Origin of the sequence: Centipeda noxia ATCC 43541, assembly GCF_000160555.1 — a bacterium.
GTDB lineage: Bacteria > Bacillota > Negativicutes > Selenomonadales > Selenomonadaceae > Centipeda > Centipeda noxia.
This window is the reverse complement of record NZ_GG749279.1, coordinates 493,446-511,655: the sequence shown is the minus strand read 5'-3', so window position 1 is coordinate 511,655 and position 18,210 is coordinate 493,446. Positions and strand designations below refer to the sequence as shown.

Here is an 18,210-nt window from a genome sequence, read left to right as displayed (position 1 = left end):
TTTTCACGGGCTCTTTTATATTACAGAAAATACGGATTTTTAATAGCAAATATATAATACCAGAGCATATGAGACGTTTAGGAGCTTTTTCCTATGGATAACTATGAAAAAGAATCTCAATTATTTATTTAATTTATAGATGATATTTGAGGTTATTGACTTTTTATATGAAAGCACCTACAATGATGAAAAAGTAAATCCCGAGTATTTTTGTAGGGATTAAACAACAGATTATTTTAAGGAGAGTTTATAATGGCAGGTATATTGCTGCAGATAGAGGATCTTCATGCGGGCGTTGAGGGAAAGGAAATTTTAAAAGGTCTGGACCTCATGATCCGCAAGGGGGAGGTCCACGTCATCCTGGGACCGAACGGTTCTGGGAAATCTACGCTGATGAATGTTATCATGGGACATCCAAAGTATGAGGTCACGGGTGGAAATCTGATGTTCGAGGGGGAGGATATTGGTGAACTGCGCGCATTTGAGCGTGCTCGGCGTGGGCTTTTTCTCGCATTTCAGTCACCGGAGGAAATCCCGGGTATTACGGTAGAGAACATGATTCGGACGGCGCGTCAGATGATGACGGGAGAGAAGATAAAGTTGCTTCCGTTCCGTAAAGAACTCAATGCGATGATGGAAGAGCTGCAGATCGATCCAAGTTATGCACAACGCTATCTGAATGTCGGGTTCTCGGGCGGTGAGAAGAAACGCAGCGAGGTGCTGCAGCTCCTTATGCTCCATCCGAAACTGGCATTGCTTGATGAGACGGATTCGGGTCTTGATGTGGATGCAGTTCAAATTGTGTCTGAGGGCGTGGCAAGGTTTCACACATCGAACAACGCGTGCCTCATTATCACGCACAATGCTAAGATCCTCGATAAGCTCCAGGTCGACTATGTTCACGTTCTTGCGCATGGGAAAATTGTGTGCGAAGGCGGAGCGGAGCTGGTTCAGCAAATTAATGATGAAGGGTTCACTCACATCCTTGCGGATCAGGGAAAAGTGGGGTGAGCCGGATGGAGGATTTTGTACCAAAGAAAAAAACACAGGTTGCCGATATTGAGCGAACAATTTATGATATTACGAATGAGGATCGTTCTATCTATAAGTCAGCATCCGGGTTGACGGAGGAGATTATTCGTGATATTTCAGCACGCAAGAATGATCCAGAATGGATGCTGGAGTTTCGCCTGAAATCGCTCGATACCTATCACACGATGGAGCTTCCTTCATGGGGGCCTGATCTGTCGTATCTCGATATGGATCATATCGTGACCTATGTTCAGCCAGATGCTAAAATGACAGGGAGCTGGAACGAGGTGCCCGAGGATATCAAGGAGACATTTGATCGGCTTGGGATTCCGGAGGCGGAGAAGACGACGCTTGCAGGCGTTGGTGCGCAGTACGATTCTGAGGTGGTCTATCACTCGATTCAAAAGTCGCTTGTGGAGCAGGGGGTCGTCTACACGGATATGGAGACGGCGCTGCAGGAATACGGCGATATTGTACGCGAGTATTTTATGACTCTCCTCCCGCCGACAGCCCATAAATTCATGGCCCTGCACGGCGCTGTATGGTCAGGCGGTTCGTTTGTCTACGTGCCCGAGGGGGTCAAGGTGGATATCCCGCTGCAATCCTATTTCCGACTCAACGCAGCGGGGGCCGGTCAGTTTGAGCATACACTCATTATTGTGGAGAAGGGAGCATACCTTCATTTTATCGAAGGCTGCTCTGCGCCAAAGTATAATGTAACCAATCTCCATGCTGGCTGCGTTGAGCTGTTCGTCAGGGAGAATGCGCGGCTGCGTTACTCGACGATCGAAAACTGGTCGCGCAATATGATGAATCTTAATACGAAACGCGTCATCGTGGAAAAAAACGGTGCGATTGAATGGGTCTCCGGATCGTTTGGCTCGCATGTATCGATGCTCTACCCGACCAGTATTCTGCATGGGGAGAACGCGACTTGTGAGTTCACGGGAATTACATTTGCATCGAAGGGACAGGAGCTTGATACAGGGGCGACAGTGATCTTTGACGCACCGAATACTTCGGCGAATATCAGTACGCGGTCAATCTCAAAGGCAGGCGGTGTTGCAGTTTATCGCAGTGCCGTCAAGGTGACGCCGCGTGCTGTCGGTGCGAAGTGTTCCGTCGACTGTGAGTCGTTGATGCTTGACTCGGAGTCGCGCAGCGATACGCTCCCCGTGATGGATATTATGTGCGATCAGGTGGATATCGGACATGAGGCGAAGATCGGCCGCATCAGTGATGAGGCGATCTTCTATTTGATGAGCCGCGGCATTGATGAAGATGAAGCGCGAGCGATGATCGTTCGCGGTTTTGTGGAGCCGATTGCGAAGGAACTCCCTCTGGAATACGCAGTCGAGATGAACAACTTGGTCAATATCGAGTTGGAAGGGACAATGGGGTGATGGCAATGCGGGAAGTTTTCAGCAAAATCCCCCTGTTGACATGGCGTTGGCTCGGAGTTAACGAACTCCCCCTGCCGCAGAATCTCGGCAAAGCAAAAAGCGTAACGCTCTCCTGTATGCCCGGCGAGCAAAAAAGTTATATCATTGATCTGCGTGAGAGTGGTTTACAGGAAATCACCGTCGATGTTCCTGAAAGAGCGAAAATGCATGTTACCTTTGTTCAGTTTGTATCGACGGATCGATCGGCGGCGAGCCGCATCAAGGCGGAGGTTGGCAAACAGGGGCTGTTCTCCTGTACGATTGCCGAGATTGGAGCAGCGCATACGGCATCAGAGCTGCATGTAACGCTCGCGGGTGATGAAGCACGCGCAGATGTTTGGGGGCTTTACTTCGGTGACGCCGAGCGTAAGATTGATCTCAATTATATCATTCGTCAGGAAGGGCAGCGCACAGATGCAAATATGCAGGTACGCGGCGCATTGCTGAACCGCAGCGTCAAGACATTCCGGGGAACTCTGGACTTTGTTCAGGGAGCGCGCGGATCGACCGGAAAAGAGGACGAAGAAGTCACGATTCTCTCGCCGCATGTGCGCAACCGGAGCGTTCCTCTCATGCTCTCACATGAGGGAGACGTAGACGGACATCATGCAGTCAGTATCGGGAAAATGGATGAGGAGAAGCTCTTCTACTTGATGAGCAGGGGACTCGATGATCGTGCAGCACAGCAGCTCATTGTGGAGGCATCCTTTGAGCCTGTGCTTGCACGTATCGAGAATGACGAACTGCGCGCAGAGATCGCACACTATCTTGAGAGGAGACTTTTGGGTGGAGCACAAGAGCTTTAACGAATATTTGCAGGATTTTCCCATTCTGCAGACGAAGATGAATGGTCGTCCCATTGTCTATCTCGACAACGGCGCTACGACGCAGAAACCTGCGGCAGTCATCAAAGCGGTCGCAGATTATTGCACCTACTATAATGCGAACCCGCATCGCGGAGCGTATGAACTCTCGGTAAAGGCGACGGATATTTATGAGACGGCACGTGTGCGCACGCAGAAATTCATTGGCGCGGCGCGGTCGGAGGAGATTGTCTTTACGAAGAATGCGACGGAGGCGCTGAACCTTGTTGCGTATAGCTATGGGCGTGCCAATATTCGTGAGGGTGATGAGATCGTCATAACGGTCTCGGAGCACCACAGCAATATCGTGCCGTGGCAGTTTGTTGCGAAGGCGCGCCGTGCAACGCTGAAGTACATCTATCTCGAGGAGGATGGGAATCTCTCTGCGGCGGATATTGCGTCACAAATTACGGAGCGGACGAAGATTGTCGCCGTAACCCATGTGTCCAATGTGCTTGGCCTGGTTAACGATGTTCGGGTGATTGCAGATTGTGCTCATGAGGTCGGTGCAGTTGTTGTTGTCGACGGATCTCAGAGCGTACCGCATATCAAGGTGGATGTACAGGCAATGGATGCGGATTTCTTTGCATTTTCCGGACATAAGATGCTCTCGCCGATGGGCATTGGCGTGCTGTATGGGAAATATGATATCCTTGATGCTATGCCTCCGTTCCTCTTTGGCGGTGATATGATCGAGTATGTGGGCGAACAGTATACAACCTACGCAGAGCTCCCGGCAAAGTTTGAAGCAGGTACCCAAAATGTCAGCGGGGCCTCTGGGCTGATCGCTGCGATCGACTATCTTGAAAAGGTCGGCTTTGACCGTATCGAGATGATTGAACGAGACCTGCTCTCCTATGCGCTGCCAAAGCTGCGCGAGCTTCCGTTTGTGGAGCTCTACGGGTGCGACAGCACACGCGGCAACAAGACTGGCATCATCACATTCAACGTGAAGGATATCCACCCGCACGATGTGTCTACAATTCTCGACACACATGGCGTTGCAATACGAGCAGGGCATCACTGCGCTCAGCCGCTGATGCGCTATCTCGGGCAGAACGCAACCTGTCGTGCGAGTTTCTACCTCTATAATACGCATGATGATGTCGATCAATTCATTGATGCTTTGAAAAAGGTACGGGGGGTGTTGGGCTATGCCGACTGACGGAATAGCCCTCGGTGACCTTTATACAGAGGTGATTGGGGAACACAGCCGTTTGCCCGAAAATAAGGGAACGCTTTCATCTGCAACAGTGCGTGAACGTGGACACAATCCAAGTTGCGGCGATGAGATTACGCTTGAACTTGAGATCACGGACGGGATCATTAAGGACGCTGCTTTTACGGGTGTTGGCTGCGCCATCTCGCAGGCGAGTACGGATATCATGATTGATCTCATGCGCGGCAAAACTGTCGAGGAGGCGCATCGCCTGGCACAGTTATTTACTTCGATGATCAAGCGTGAAGTTACAGATGATGCCGCGCTCGAAGAACTTGACGAGGCGATAGCGCTCAAGAACATTTCGAATATGCCCGCACGTGTGAAATGTGCGGTGCTTGCATGGCATACGCTTGAAGATATCCTGCAAGGGAGACGAACATCATAATATAATAATAGGGACTGCGTTAGGGGAGGTTTCACTTTCCGAGGCAGTCCTTTGCCATTTTTCATCATGTGGATACTAGCTTTTTTGACCATGTCCATGTATAATAAACAAGTATTGAAAAATTAAAACAATAGAAAAGGTGGGAATTCGATGCAGATGACAAAGGCAATGAAAACAATCGCTCTTGGCATCGCAGCACTCGGGCTCGTTATAACGGCGGGCTGCGGCGGCGATCAGCAGGCAAGTGGTGAGAAGTCCTATCAGATCGGCATCGTCCAGCTCGTGGAGCACAACGCTCTCGATGCGGCGAATCGCGGCTTTATCGACGGGCTGAAGGCACGCGGATACGAGGAGGGGAAGAACCTCACAATCGACCGCCAGAATGCGCAGGCTGATCAGTCAAACCTCCAGAACATTGCCCAGCGCTTTGTCAGCGACAAGGTAGATCTGATCTGTGCGATTGCAACGCCTGCAGCGCAGTCTGTAGCGAATGCAACGAAGGATATTCCCATCGTCGGTACGGCGATCACGGACTATGTGAGTGCGAAACTCGCGCAGACCAATGAGAAGCCGGGAGCAAATATCACGGGGACGAGCGATCTGAACCCGATCAAAGAACAAATCGACCTGCTCATCAAACTCTATCCGAACGCAAAGACCATTGGGACGATCTATTCCTCCAGCGAGGTCAACTCGGAGATTCAGATCAAAGCGATGACGGAATACGCCGCGTCGAAGGGCCTCACGGTGCGCGCTGCGACAGTCTCAACCGTCAATGATATTCAGCAGGCGGCACAGAGCCTTGTCGGCGAAGTGGATGTATTCTATGAGCCGACCGACAATGTCATCTCCTCCTCGATTCCGACGCTTGTGGGCGTGACAGATGCAGCGGGGAAAGCCGTTATCTGCGCAGAGCCGTTTATGGTAACAGGCGGCTGCCTCGCAACCTACGGCATCGACTACTATAAACTCGGTGTCCAGACGGGCGATATGGCAGCAGATATTCTCGAAGGCAAGAAGAAGCCGGCTGATATGCCGATCGAGACAGCACGCGATCTGACACTCGTCATCAGCAAGGGAAATGCGGCAAAGCTGGGACTTACCATTCCGGAGGATGTACTCAAGGATGCAACTCTGGTGGAGTAATGATTGAACTAGAAAAGGTGTGGATTCGATGCGTATGAAAAAAATCGCAAAATGCGTCGCCCTTGGCATTGCTGCCCTTGGAATTCTGGCGTCAGCAGGCTGCGGCGAACAGGCGGATAAAGGTGAAAAAACATATAAAGTAGGTATTGTTCAGCTTGTCGAGCACAGCTCGCTCGACGATGCGAATCGTGGATTTGTGGACGGACTCAAGGCGCGCGGCTATGAGGAGGGGAAGAATCTTACGATTGATCGCCAGAATGCACAGGCAGATCAGTCGAATCTCCAGAATATCGTCCAGCGCTTTATCAGCGATAAGGTGGATCTCATTTGTGCGATTGCAACGCCGGCAGTCCAGTCTGCAGCGAATGCGACGAAGGAGATTCCCATTGTCGGCACCGCGGTCACAGACTATGTGAGCGCGAAGGTTGTGAAGACGAATGAGAAGCCGGGCGGAAATGTTACGGGTACAAGTGACATTAGCCCGATTGCCGATCAGATTGATCTCTTGATGAAGCTGTATCCGAATGCAAAGATCATCGGTACGATTTACTCCTCCAGCGAGATCAACTCCGAAATTCAGGTCAAGGCAATGAAGGAATATGCGGAGTCGAAGGGCCTGACAGTGCGCACGGCGACTATTTCGACGGTCAACGACATCCAACAGGCTGCGCAGAGCATGATTGATGATGTAGACGTGTTCTACGAGCCGACGGACAATGTAATCGCATCGGCGATGCCGACGCTCACGAGTGTCACAGACCCGGCGGGCAAAGGTGTGATCTGTGGCTATATCGGCGGCGTCACGGCGGGTGCTCTTGCAACCAAGGGGATTGACTACTACAAGCTCGGTGTCCAGACGGGCGATATGGCGGCGGACATCCTTGAGGGAAAGACAAAGCCGGCGGATATGATGATCGAGACGGCGCGCGATCTCACGGTCGTTATCAACAAGAAGAACGCAGACAAGATCGGTCTGACGATTCCGGCAGATGTGCTGAATGGTGCGACAATTGTGCCGTGAGTGGTCTAAACACAGCGGAGCGGACACGCAGCGTGTCCGCTTTTTTTCGGACTTATAGGGAGTGACGTTATGGATCTCGTCATTGCGACGGCTGCGCAGGGTGTCCTTTGGGGGCTTTATGCGCTTGGCGTCTATCTGACATATCGTGTTCTGGATATTGCCGACCTGACGGTTGAGGGCAGCTTTCCTCTGGGAGCAGCTATTGCTGCATCAATGCTCGTATCGGGCTATACGCCGATCGCGGCAATTCTTGTCGCCTGTGCGGCAGGGTGTGTCTCCGGCGTTATCACAGGTTTTTTTTGCACGAAACTTAAGATACCTGCGCTGCTCGCGGGAATTTTGACGATGATCGGACTGTACTCCGTCAATCTGCGTGTCATGGGCAAGGCGAATCTCCCCTTACTTCAGCAAGAGACCCTGTTTACGGAATGGAATATCTGGAGCCTCGATGCGGCGGCGAATGTTCTCCTCATTGGTACGGTTGTTGTTATACTCGCTGTTCTTTTGACGTATTGGTTTTTTGGCACGGAGCTCGGCATGGCAATCCGTGCTACGGGCGCGAACCCCCATATGATCCGTGCAAACGGTGTAAATACAGATGTGATGATTGTTTTGGGCCTGCTCCTTTCGAATGGCCTTGTAGCAATCTGTGGCGCGCTTGTCGCGCAGAGCAACGGTTTTTCAGATGTCGGCATGGGCACTGGCACGATTGTTATTGGGCTTGCTTCCGTCATCATCGGTGAGGTGCTGTTCGGTACGCGCAGTTTTAAGAATTGGCTGATCTCTGTTGTCCTCGGCTCCATTGTTTATCGTGCGGTTATTGCGATTGTTCTCCAACTCGGGATGCCGCCGAACGATCTTAAACTCTTTACGGCAATCCTCGTGGCAATCGCGCTCTCACTGCCCCTCATTCAATCGAAGTATAATACGATGAAGAAAGGGGTCCAGTAATGCTGCGCATCGAGGACATCAAAAAGACATTTAATCCGGGGAAGATTACGGAGAAGAAAGCCCTGTGCGGTATTACACTGCATTTGAACCCTGGCGATTTCGTGACCGTCATCGGCGGGAACGGCGCGGGAAAGTCTACGCTGATGAACGCCATTGCAGGAGCAATCTCTGTTGACACCGGTAAAATTTCTATTGCAGGAGAAGATATTACCAAGTGGCCGGAGCATCGGCGTGCAAAGTTTATCGGGCGGGTTTTCCAGGATCCGATGATGGGAACGGCTGCCCGGATGATGATCGAGGAGAATCTGGCTATTGCTGCGCGGCGTGGACAAATGCCGACCCTACGCTGGGGATCGACAAGCGAGATGCGCGATATATTCCGTGAGAAACTTGGGCGCCTTAAACTCGGTCTCGAGGAACGCCTCTCCTCACGTGTGGGGCTTCTCTCCGGCGGACAGCGGCAAGCATTGACACTTCTCATGGCGACGCTTGTGAAACCAAATTTGCTCCTGCTTGATGAACATACGGCGGCGCTTGATCCAAAGACAGCGGCAAAGGTCCTTGAGCTGACGCAGCAGATTGTTTCGGAAGATCAACTGACGACGCTGATGATCACGCACAATATGAGAGATGCGCTCCGTTACGGCAATCGTCTCATCATGCTGCACGAGGGCCGTATTCTTTTCGATGTGCCCCAGGAGGAGAAGCGGGGGCTGACGACACGCGATCTCCTTTCCATGTTTGAACAGGCAGCGGGAAGCGAGCTCGCTAATGATAGTCTTCTTTTAAGCTAATTTAAAACTAACGCCTCTCACAAGACGTTCTAAAATCGTTCCGCTATATTATGCATGTAAGCAAGAGCAGAGCACACAAACGGTGTGCAGTCTTTTACGAGCCCCTTGGATAGGAGTGAGTATTTATGAATACGAATAAAGTAAAAAAATCGATAGCTGTTGCACTCTTTGGCGTAATGACGCTCAGCCTTGTTGGTACGAGCGCTGCCATTGCAGAGGCAAGTCCGCGTTACACGGCAGATGTGCCGCGCACGATGGATGTGCGTACGAGCTATGGTGACTCCATCGAGGTGACACAGCTTGCGGCACGCCGCAAGAAGCCGAGGCGCAAGGGGTACTCGCAGGGTTCCGTCACGACTGCCGCAATTGTTGGTGCCGTCGTTGGTGCGTTCATTGCAAAGAATACCTAAGGCTTACAACTTATTTAGGTGAGTTTTCTGCGGCCTTCCCTTCCGCAGAATTCACATACATTCCCTACATTTCTTTCTCTCTATCGAAAATACGCCTCCCGCTGCCCGGTGGGAGGCGTATTTTCTTATGCAGTAAATCAGGGGGACCCTTTCTTTATCGCTTGCTTTTCAAATTTGAAGTGAAAGCAAGAAGAGAAAACGAAGAGAGGAAGGGAGGAAGGGAGGATACTCCTTTGTTTCACTTGGGAGAAGTGTAGTCTTATGCGTGGAACTCCGTATGCGAGGGGAGCGCCGGAATGTTTCTCTCTCGGGAAGTTGTGCAGATTGACAGTCCTGTGCCTTCGTGATAGAATACGCATGCTGAGAATTCTTAATTTTTAATGCGGATGTGGCGGAATTGGCAGACGCGCTGGACTTAGGATCCAGTGCCGTAAGGCGTATGGGTTCGACCCCCTTCATCCGCACCATCTTAAATATATTTTTGCTTTTTGTGCCAACAAGTCTTTGCATAATTTATTTCCTCAACAGGGAAGTTTTGTACTGATTCGTATTGTGGCCCACGTATCGCCCGACTGTGATGCAGTCGGCTTTTTTCTGCGTCGGAGAAGGAGTGAACAATAATGGCTGTTCTCGCCGCCTATGCCGTTCCGCATCCGCCGCTCATCATCCCCGCTATTGGTGCCGGACGGGAGAGGGGAATTGCAGCGACCATTCGGGCATATCATGAAACGATGTGTGCAGCAGCAGCGCTCCATCCTGATACCGTTGTCATTATCAGTCCGCATGCAACAGGATATGATGATTTTTTTCATATTTCGCCAGGAGCGGGCGCTGAGGGGAATTTTGCTGCATTCGGTCATCCTGAGATATCTGTGGGGATTGAATATGATGAGGACTTTGTGCGGGCTCTCTCTGCAGCGGCGGAAGAGAATGAGATTCCCGCGGGAACCCTTGGGGAGAGGGATGCCTCGCTTGATCACGGCACGATGATACCGTTGGCTTTTCTGAGTGAATATCTGGAAGATGCAGCGGTAAAATTTGTGCGTATCGGCATCTCAGGCCTTCCTGCCCATATGCATGCTTTGCTTGGACAGTGTATTGCTGCGACGGCTAAAAAGCTTGGACGGCGGACAATTTGTATTGCGAGCGGAGATCTCTCACATCGCCTCCAAGCAGGCGGACCCAATGGATTTGCACCGGAAGGCGCAGAATTTGATGGACTCTGCAGCACCTTTATGAAAGCCGGGGATTTTCTGTCTCTCCTGCAGATCCCGGGCAGCTACGCCGAGACGGCAGGGCACTGCGGGCTGAATGGGCTCTGGATGCTCGCGGGGGTGCTGGACTGCACGTCAATGGAGAGCCGGCTTCACAGCTATGAGGGGCCTTTCGGCGTTGGTTATGCTGTCGCTTCTTTTACCGTGACGGGTGCTGATGCAGGACATGACTTCGCTGCACAGCTTACGCGCAGCGAGGATGAGGCGATTACCGACCTGCGTGCGTCAGAGGATGCCTATGTGTGTCTGGCACGCAAGAGCATCGAGCATTATGTTCGGACGCATGCGTATATGCCTCTCCCACATGAACTACCGCGCGAATTGACGGAAACATGTGCAGGCGTGTTTGTCTCCATTAAGAAATACGGCAGGCTACGCGGTTGTATTGGAACATTCTTGCCGGCGCAGAAGAATCTCGCCGAGGAAATTTTGTACAATGCAGTTTCGGCTGCGGCGCATGACGGGCGCTTTAATCCCATCGCAGAAGGCGAACTGAATCGCCTCGTCTACAGCGTTGACGTTCTTAGTGCACCTGAGCCGATTTCTTCGGCGGCCGAGCTTGATCCAAAGGTTTACGGCGTGATTGTAAAGAGTCTTACAGATAATAGGCGCGGCCTTCTTTTGCCAGATCTTGCTGGAATTGATACGGCAGAGGAGCAGATCACTGCCGCCCGCGAGAAGGCCCGTATTCAACCGAAAGAACCAATTTCGCTTGCGCGTTTTGAAGTTGTTCGTCATCATTGAGATAAAAAGAGGGCATGAAACCCAAACGGGTTTCATGCCCTCTGTCTCGTTCAGTGCTTACTGCGCTGTTGCCGTCTCGCCGATGGACTCGTTGAGCGCATCAATCAGTGCGTCAATGTCGATGCCGTGCGCCATTGCGCCCTGCTCGATATTCTCGAAATGTGCTGCTGCGCAGCCGAGGCAGCCCATGCCTGCATTCATCAGAATCTCGACGGTATCGGGATATGTCTGCACAATCTCGATGATGCTCATATCCTTTGTAATTGCCATGATAGACCTCCTATATCGTGAAAGTGAATTGACTGTAAAGGGGAATCCCCTGCTTGCCTCAGATTATATCACAAGATTTTAAAAAGGGAAGTGCCATTTGCAACATTTGCATGTATGTTCATAAGAAAAAATATCGAATATATTTATCTGTGTTTGAAAACCCGTGACGATTGACCTTCTTCAGGTTTTTTGGTATAACATAACGAGTGTATACGTTATGATTCAGGAAAATATATCATTATTTCAGATAAATCTCACTCACTGAAAGAGGGAATAGCCGTGAGCAATCTTGAAGTCGGGATCGTTGGACTGCCGAATGTAGGAAAAAGTACACTTTTCAATGCAATTACCAAGGCGGGAGCAGAAGCGGCAAACTATCCATTCTGTACGATTGAACCGAACGTCGGTGTCGTGGCGGTTCCGGATGGGCGCCTTAAGGTATTGACCGACCTTTATCATTCGAAGAAGACGACGCCTGCGAGCGTGCGGTTTGTCGATATTGCAGGACTCGTCAAGGGCGCATCGAAGGGGGAGGGGCTTGGCAATAAATTTCTCGAGCACATCCGCCAGGTCGATGCTGTCGCACATGTTGTGCGTTGCTTTGAGAGTACAGATATCACACATGTGGAGGGCGCGGTTGATCCGCTGCGTGATATTGAGATCATCGAGACGGAGCTCTGCCTTGCAGATCTCGAGGCGATCGAAAAGCGCATGGCGAAAGTGACAAAGCTCATGAAGTCCGGCAGCAAAGAGGCAAAGGCGGAGCACATGGCGCTTGAGCGTCTGAAATCTGCACTTGATGAGGGAAAGCCTGCGCGTGAGGTGGAGCTTTCCATCGAGGAGCAGGCGACTCTGCGCGATCTGAACCTCCTCACACGCAAGCCAATTCTCTATATCGCAAACGTCGGTGAGGACGAGGCTGCGACGGCAGATGCCGAGAATCTATATGTGCAGACGGTGAAGAAATACGCCGCTCGTACAGGGGCAGAAGTCGTAACCATCTCGGCACGCCTCGAGGAGGAAATTGCAGAGCTCGATGCGGAGGAGGCTACAGCATTCCTTGAGGATCTCGGATTTGCGGAGAGTGGCCTTGATCGTCTCATTCACGGCGCATTCTCCCTGCTTGGCCTCCAAACTTTTCTCACAGCGGGAGAGGATGAGTGCCGCGCGTGGACGATCACACGCGGTACGACGGCACCCAGAGCGGCGGGGAAAATTCACACGGATTTTGAGCGCGGCTTTATCCGCGCCGAAATCGTGAACTATGATGATCTCGTTTCTCTTGGCAGTGTGGCAGCAGCGCGCGATAAGGGGCTCGTACGCCTCGAGGGAAAGGACTACATCATGCGTGACGGAGATGTGGTGAATTTCCGCTTTAATATATAAGTTTTTACTTGCTGGTATGGACAAGCAGCTCTTTTTGCGTTACAATTCATTCGGTCATTTTCATGTGAAGTATTTCTGAAAGCCGGAAGGAAGTGAAGAGCATGGACGATACACCTTTGCAGTCCGATCCCTACATATACAGCCCGTCCTCTCTTTGCTTCACAGACAGCGTTCTGTGCTGACAGGGGAGGGCGGTCGGAAAGGAGTGCCATCCCTTGCTTCAAATTTATAAATCCATGGAATCCGGTCCTCTTCAAGAGCTTTCTCTTAAGACGCTTACCAAGGGGGCGTGGATCAATATTGTCAACCCAACGCCATACGAGCTGAAGGTTGTCAGTACGCTCACCGAGGTTGACCCCGACTTCCTGCGTTCTGCACTCGATGATGAGGAGCGCTCGCATACGGATGTTGAAGATGACTCGGTCATGATCCTGACAAACGTGCCAGTCTATCGCGGTGAGGACAGCTACGATACGCTGCCGCTTGCGATCATCCTCACGGACGAGCACATCATCACGGTCTGTCTCGAGGAGACGCCCGTGATGGCAGAGTTCAACGAGCGTACGGCGAAACTTTTTCGTACCTACAAGCGCACGCGCTTCCTCTTTCAGATTCTCTACAAGTCGGATGTCTTCTATTTGCGCTATCTGCGTCAGATCAGCAAACTCTCTGAGGAAATTGAGGATCGTCTGCGCCATGATATGAAAAACAGCGAGATCCTACGCCTCCTGCAGCTGCAGAAGGGCCTCACGTATTTCAATGCGGCACTGCGCTCGAACGGAGCGGTTCTGGATCGCCTGATGCGCCTGCGCACAAATACGACGGTACACCATATTTTCAAGATGTACGAGGAAGATGAAGACCTGCTCGAGGATGTTATCATTGAGAATAAACAGGCTCGTGAGATGGTAGAGATGTACAGTAAAATTCTTGCGCGTCTTGCTGATACGTTTTCTTCGATTGTCTCGAACAACCTGAATCTCGTGATGAAATTTCTGACGGCAATCACGATTATCCTCGCGATTCCGACGGTGATCTCAAGTTTTTTTGGGATGAATGTGCCTGTGCCCTATGAAGGGGATCCGATGGGATTTACCCGCGTGGTCATCATTGCGGTCTGCGTGTCGTCTGCAGTCGTCTATATGCTTTGGCGGAGGGATATGTTTTGATGCGCGAGGCGCAGCTTGAGCGCGGCATTATTTTCGGCGATCGACATACGGATGAATATGTATATATGCCAGGAAGTGAGGTCGGCGCGGAACATCCTGTCTATGTATATGAGTATGGCAACAGCCGTCGTGATATTGACCTTACGGAAGCGCTTTATCTCATACGAGTACGGGATCTAAGGCCGACGCTTCACCCCCTTCTAGGACGGACGAGCTGCTGAGTGCAGCTCGTTTTTTGGTAGGACAATCGGTTATTTTCTCCATAATAAAACAACGGGAAGAACAATTGCTTATATTTTTGAGAATTGCTATCTTGTTTACAAGGCTGTTTTTCCGTTGTATAATAAACGAAAAGTATAGGATTGATGCTCCTTCATAGATAATCTTTTTGATTTTTTTTATCAAGAAGAAATGAAGGGATAAATTCTTTGCTTATGTGTTTATATTTTAGTATTTTGAGAAATGTTTGTGCATTTCTTTCGAAAGGGGAGCAGCAATATGGCAAAAAAAATGAAGACAATGGACGGCAATACAGCCGCCGGATATATTTCCTATGCGTTTACGGATGTAGCAGCAATCTATCCCATTACACCGTCATCGCCCATGGCAGAACATGTCGACAGCCTCGCAGCAAAGGGGACGAAAAACCTCTTCGGGCAGAAGGTGCGTCTTATTGAGATGCAGTCGGAGGCTGGTGCCGCAGGAGCAGTGCACGGCTCACTACAAGTTGGGGCTTTGACAACGACCTATACGGCATCGCAGGGGCTCCTGCTGATGATTCCAAATATGTATAAGATTGCAGGCGAGCTTCTTCCGGGTGTATTCCATGTCAGTGCGCGTGCAATCGCTGCATCTTCACTGAATATTTTCGGCGACCATCAGGATGTTATGGCAGCGCGCCAGACTGGCGTTGCGATGCTTGCGGAGTCAAGCGTGCAGGAGGTTATGGATCTCTCTGCAGTGGCACATCTCGTTGCTATCAAGGGGCGTATCCCTTTTATCAACTTCTTTGACGGATTCCGCACCTCGCATGAAATTCAGAAGATCGAGGTCGTTGACTATGATGATCTCGCAAAGATTCTCGATTGGGATGCTGTTAACGCATTTCGCCGCCGTGCGCTTAACCCAGATCATCCTGTTATCCGCGGCACAGCGCAGAATCCCGATATCTATTTCCAGGGACGTGAAGCTGTTAACCGCTACTATGACGCAATCCCTGAGCTTGTCGAAGAAGCGATGGCTCAGATGACGAAAATCACGGGGCGCGAGCACCATCTCTTTGATTATTACGGCGCGCCGGATGCCGAGCGTATCATTATTGCAATGGGATCGGTCTGCCAGACGGCGCAGGAAGTCTCCGAGTATTTGAATACACAGGGAGAGAAGGTTGGTATTTTATCTGTTCACCTCTACCGACCGTTCTCTATCGAGCATTTCTTCAAATATCTTCCAAAGACGGTACAAAAGGTTGCTGTTCTCGACCGAACGAAGGAGCCAGGAGCTCTCGGTGAGCCGCTCTACCTCGACGTTAAGGCGGCTTATTACAGCTCCGGTATGACCCCCGTTATTGTCGGCGGCCGTTATGGCCTCGGCGGAAAAGACACAACGCCGGATCAGATTTTTGCAGTCTATGAGGAGCTCAAGAAGGATGAGCCGATGCACGGCTTTACGCTCGGCATCGAAGATGATGTGACGCATCGCAGCCTCAAGCCGATTCACGGCGATGTCAACCTTACGAAAGAGGGGACAACGGCATGTAAATTCTGGGGGCTTGGTTCGGACGGCACAGTCGGTGCGAACAAGAGTGCCATTAAGATCATTGGCGACAAGACGGACATGTATGCCCAGGCATATTTTGCCTATGACTCGAAGAAATCGGGCGGTATTACGATGAGTCATCTGCGTTTTGGGAAGTCACCAATCATGAGTCCATATCTCATCAATAAGGCGGACTTTATCTCCTGCTCTCAGCAGTCCTATGTTCGACAGTACGATCTCCTTGCTGGGCTCAAGAAAGGCGGTAAATTTCTGCTTAATACACTGTGGTCTGATGAGGAGTTGAGCACGCATCTGCCCGCGTCGATGAAGCGTTATATTGCGCAGAATGAGATCGAATTTTATACGGTTAATGCTGTCCAAATTGCGCGGGATCTCGGCCTCGGCGGACGCTTCAATATGGTCATGCAGTCAGGTTTCTTCAAGCTTGCCAACATCATTCCCATTGAGGATGCTGTCAAATATCTCAAGGACGCAGTCAGTTCATCCTATGGAAGCAAGGGCGAGAAGGTTGTCAACATGAACAATGGCGCAATTGATCAAGGCATTGCGTCACTCCATCGAGTTAATGTGCCCGCAGAATGGAAAGATGCTGTGGATGAGGAAGTGCCGGTGAATGAGAAGACGCCGGAATTCATCACCAAAGTCCAGAATGTCATGAACCGCCAGGAAGGCGATAAGCTCAAGATCTCTGAGCTTATCGGCATGGAGGATGGCACATTCCCGCTTGGCGGAACGGCGTTTGAGAAACGTGGGACGGCGATTTCCGTACCTGTATGGCGTCCGGAAAAGTGTATTCAGTGCAACCAGTGTTCTTTTGTTTGCCCACATGCGACCATTCGTCCTATTTTGACGACTGATGAAGAGCTTGCGGCGGCTCCGGAAGGTTTTCAGTCAGTGAAATCACGCCCAGCAAAGGGACTGAATTTCACGATAGCAGTTTCAACCCTCGATTGTCTCGGCTGCGGCAACTGTGCGCAGGTATGCCCGGGTAAGGCGCTCGATATGACTCTTCTCGATGACAAGCTCCGTGATGCACAAAAGTATTTCGATTATGGCGTAGATCCTGAGAAAGTTTCCGTTAAGAATACCCCGATGAAAAAGACGACAGTGATCGGCTCTCAGTTCGAAAAGCCGCTGTTCGAGTTCTCGGGCGCATGCGCGGGCTGTGGTGAGACACCGTATGCAAAGCTGGTCACACAGCTTTTCGGTGACCGTATGCTGATCGCAAATGCAACGGGATGCTCCTCTATTTGGGGGGCGAGCGCCCCAGCCATGCCCTATACGACAAATGTACACGGGCAGGGGCCTGCATGGGCAAATTCCCTGTTTGAAGACAACGCTGAATACGGCCTCGGCATGCTGCTTGGAACGAAGGCGGTGCGTGAGTCCATCGCCGTTGCCGTAACACAGGCTCTTGAGGAGAAGAAGGGCTCAGAAGAGCTTCAGGCAGCAATGCAGCTCTGGCTTGATAAGCGTGACAGCGGAGAGGGGACGCGTGACCGTGCCGACCTGCTTCGCGTTCTTCTTGAGAAGGAGAAAGGCGAGGATGAACTTCTCTGCCGCATCTACAGCGATCACGATTACTTCGTGAAGCGGTCGCAGTGGATCTTCGGCGGCGACGGCTGGGCATATGATATCGGCTACGGCGGGGTTGATCATGTCCTTGCCTCGGGTGAAGACGTCAATATCATGGTCTTTGATACGGAAGTTTACTCGAATACGGGCGGTCAGGCATCGAAGGCAACGCCTGCAGCAGCGATTGCAGAATTTGCGGCAACGGGCAAGAAGACGAAAAAGAAGGATCTCGGCATGATGGCGATGTCCTATGGCTACGTCTATGTTGCTCAGGTGGACATGGGCGCTGACCAGAACCAGGTACTCAAAGCGATCAGTGAGGCGGAGGCATATCCAGGTCCGTCTCTCATTATCGCATACTCGCCGTGTATTAATCATGGCATTCGCAAAGGCATGGGCTGTGCACAGCTTGAGGGAAAGCTTGCCGTCGAGTGCGGCTATTGGGCAAACTATCGTTACAATCCACAGCTGGTTGATACGGATAAGAATCCGTTCACACTTGACTCAAAGGAACCGGATTTTTCGAAGTTCCAAGAGTTCCTGCTTGGCGAAAACCGCTACATCAGCTTGAAGACCAATTTTCCCGAAGCCGCGGAGGCGCTCTTTGAAAAGACACGGAAGGATGCGGAGATGCGCTACAACAACTACAAAAAACTTGCAGGCAAGGCGTGAATCTCTTTTTTAGAAAAAACTGCTGCGGATTTTTCCGCAGCAGTTTTTGACATATGAAAAGCCTCTGAAAAGAAT

The 18,210-nt window shown here is 51.1% G+C and carries 16 protein-coding genes and 1 tRNA gene; 16 read left to right on the top strand and 1 reads right to left on the bottom strand.

All coding sequences use genetic code 11. From position 1 onward, the window contains the following. Positions 1-252: 252 nt before the first annotated feature. The 12 genes from sufC (at position 253) to amrA (ending at position 11,284) form a co-directional block, all read left to right on the top strand. Positions 253-1,011, top strand: a complete 759-nt coding sequence (gene sufC / locus HMPREF7545_RS03885) for a Fe-S cluster assembly ATPase SufC (RefSeq protein ID WP_006694375.1) — start codon at positions 253-255, stop codon at positions 1,009-1,011. A gap of 5 nt (positions 1,012-1,016) precedes the next feature. Then, the gene (gene sufB, locus HMPREF7545_RS03880; protein ID WP_006694374.1) at positions 1,017-2,435 is read left to right on the top strand and encodes a Fe-S cluster assembly protein SufB; all 1,419 of its coding nucleotides are present in this window, start codon (positions 1,017-1,019) and stop codon (positions 2,433-2,435) included. Further along, entirely contained in the window at positions 2,435-3,280 is an 846-nt protein-coding gene (locus tag HMPREF7545_RS03875) for a SufB/SufD family protein (RefSeq protein ID WP_006694373.1), read from the top strand. Before sufB ends, HMPREF7545_RS03875 begins: the two co-directional genes overlap by 1 nt. Next, entirely contained in the window at positions 3,261-4,502 is a 1,242-nt protein-coding gene (locus HMPREF7545_RS03870) for a cysteine desulfurase (protein WP_006694372.1), read from the top strand. The genes HMPREF7545_RS03875 and HMPREF7545_RS03870 overlap by 20 nt, the downstream gene beginning before the upstream one ends. Then, the gene (gene sufU, locus HMPREF7545_RS03865; RefSeq protein ID WP_006694371.1) at positions 4,492-4,944 is read left to right on the top strand and encodes a Fe-S cluster assembly sulfur transfer protein SufU; all 453 of its coding nucleotides are present in this window, start codon (positions 4,492-4,494) and stop codon (positions 4,942-4,944) included. Before HMPREF7545_RS03870 ends, sufU begins: the two co-directional genes overlap by 11 nt. 150 nt (positions 4,945-5,094) lie before the next feature. Further along, positions 5,095-6,090 (top strand): ABC transporter substrate-binding protein, encoded by a 996-nt coding sequence (locus HMPREF7545_RS03860; RefSeq protein ID WP_006694370.1) that lies wholly within the window; start codon positions 5,095-5,097, stop codon positions 6,088-6,090. A 28-nt stretch (positions 6,091-6,118) separates the two neighbouring features. Beyond that, complete coding sequence (locus tag HMPREF7545_RS03855; protein ID WP_006694369.1) at positions 6,119-7,111, top strand: ABC transporter substrate-binding protein; 993 nt, start codon at positions 6,119-6,121, stop codon at positions 7,109-7,111. Between the two features lie 69 nt (positions 7,112-7,180). Further along, complete coding sequence (locus HMPREF7545_RS03850) at positions 7,181-8,062, top strand: ABC transporter permease (protein ID WP_006694368.1); 882 nt, start codon at positions 7,181-7,183, stop codon at positions 8,060-8,062. Beyond that, the gene (locus HMPREF7545_RS03845) at positions 8,062-8,856 is read left to right on the top strand and encodes an ABC transporter ATP-binding protein (RefSeq protein ID WP_006694367.1); all 795 of its coding nucleotides are present in this window, start codon (positions 8,062-8,064) and stop codon (positions 8,854-8,856) included. Before HMPREF7545_RS03850 ends, HMPREF7545_RS03845 begins: the two co-directional genes overlap by 1 nt. Before the next feature lie 125 nt (positions 8,857-8,981). Further along, on the top strand, positions 8,982-9,266 hold the full coding sequence (locus HMPREF7545_RS03840; protein WP_006694366.1) for a hypothetical protein: 285 nt from the start codon (positions 8,982-8,984) through the stop codon (positions 9,264-9,266). A 382-nt stretch (positions 9,267-9,648) separates the two neighbouring features. Next, positions 9,649-9,733 (top strand) — tRNA-Leu (locus tag HMPREF7545_RS03835). Between the two features lie 153 nt (positions 9,734-9,886). After that, the gene (gene amrA, locus HMPREF7545_RS03830) at positions 9,887-11,284 is read left to right on the top strand and encodes an AmmeMemoRadiSam system protein A (protein WP_006694365.1); all 1,398 of its coding nucleotides are present in this window, start codon (positions 9,887-9,889) and stop codon (positions 11,282-11,284) included. A gap of 57 nt (positions 11,285-11,341) precedes the next feature. Here the strand turns inward: amrA and HMPREF7545_RS03825 are convergent, their stop codons facing one another. Next, a complete protein-coding gene (locus HMPREF7545_RS03825; RefSeq protein WP_006694364.1) occupies positions 11,342-11,554 on the bottom strand; it encodes a DUF1858 domain-containing protein in 213 nt (70 codons plus the stop codon). A gap of 279 nt (positions 11,555-11,833) precedes the next feature. Between HMPREF7545_RS03825 and ychF the strand changes: the two genes are divergently transcribed. The 4 genes from ychF (at position 11,834) to nifJ (ending at position 18,135) form a co-directional block, all read left to right on the top strand. Then, positions 11,834-12,940 carry a redox-regulated ATPase YchF gene (gene ychF, locus HMPREF7545_RS03820; protein ID WP_006694363.1) on the top strand — a complete coding sequence of 369 codons (1,107 nt, stop codon included), beginning with the start codon at positions 11,834-11,836 and terminating at the stop codon, positions 12,938-12,940. Between the two features lie 215 nt (positions 12,941-13,155). Beyond that, positions 13,156-14,109: a magnesium transporter CorA family protein gene (locus HMPREF7545_RS03815; RefSeq protein ID WP_006696038.1), complete on the top strand. Its 954-nt coding sequence runs from the start codon at positions 13,156-13,158 to the stop codon at positions 14,107-14,109. Continuing rightward, positions 14,106-14,330 carry a hypothetical protein gene (locus HMPREF7545_RS10365; protein WP_169303779.1) on the top strand — a complete coding sequence of 75 codons (225 nt, stop codon included), beginning with the start codon at positions 14,106-14,108 and terminating at the stop codon, positions 14,328-14,330. The genes HMPREF7545_RS03815 and HMPREF7545_RS10365 overlap by 4 nt, the downstream gene beginning before the upstream one ends. 277 nt (positions 14,331-14,607) lie before the next feature. Further along, entirely contained in the window at positions 14,608-18,135 is a 3,528-nt protein-coding gene (gene nifJ / locus HMPREF7545_RS03805; RefSeq protein WP_040571174.1) for a pyruvate:ferredoxin (flavodoxin) oxidoreductase, read from the top strand. The last annotated feature ends 75 nt before the right edge of the window (positions 18,136-18,210 follow it).

Coding starts and splice junctions, on each gene's coding strand:
- HMPREF7545_RS03860 (WP_006694370.1), top strand. CDS start 5,095: ATGCAGATGACAAAGGCAATGAAAACAATCGCTCTTGGCATCGCAGCA.
- HMPREF7545_RS03850 (WP_006694368.1), top strand. CDS start 7,181: ATGGATCTCGTCATTGCGACGGCTGCGCAGGGTGTCCTTTGGGGGCTT.
- sufB (WP_006694374.1), top strand. CDS start 1,017: ATGGAGGATTTTGTACCAAAGAAAAAAACACAGGTTGCCGATATTGAG.
- HMPREF7545_RS03825 (WP_006694364.1), bottom strand. CDS start 11,554: ATGGCAATTACAAAGGATATGAGCATCATCGAGATTGTGCAGACATAT.
- HMPREF7545_RS03855 (WP_006694369.1), top strand. CDS start 6,119: ATGCGTATGAAAAAAATCGCAAAATGCGTCGCCCTTGGCATTGCTGCC.
- amrA (WP_006694365.1), top strand. CDS start 9,887: ATGGCTGTTCTCGCCGCCTATGCCGTTCCGCATCCGCCGCTCATCATC.
- sufC (WP_006694375.1), top strand. CDS start 253: ATGGCAGGTATATTGCTGCAGATAGAGGATCTTCATGCGGGCGTTGAG.
- HMPREF7545_RS03875 (WP_006694373.1), top strand. CDS start 2,435: ATGGCAATGCGGGAAGTTTTCAGCAAAATCCCCCTGTTGACATGGCGT.
- HMPREF7545_RS03845 (WP_006694367.1), top strand. CDS start 8,062: ATGCTGCGCATCGAGGACATCAAAAAGACATTTAATCCGGGGAAGATT.
- HMPREF7545_RS03840 (WP_006694366.1), top strand. CDS start 8,982: ATGAATACGAATAAAGTAAAAAAATCGATAGCTGTTGCACTCTTTGGC.
- nifJ (WP_040571174.1), top strand. CDS start 14,608: ATGGCAAAAAAAATGAAGACAATGGACGGCAATACAGCCGCCGGATAT.
- sufU (WP_006694371.1), top strand. CDS start 4,492: ATGCCGACTGACGGAATAGCCCTCGGTGACCTTTATACAGAGGTGATT.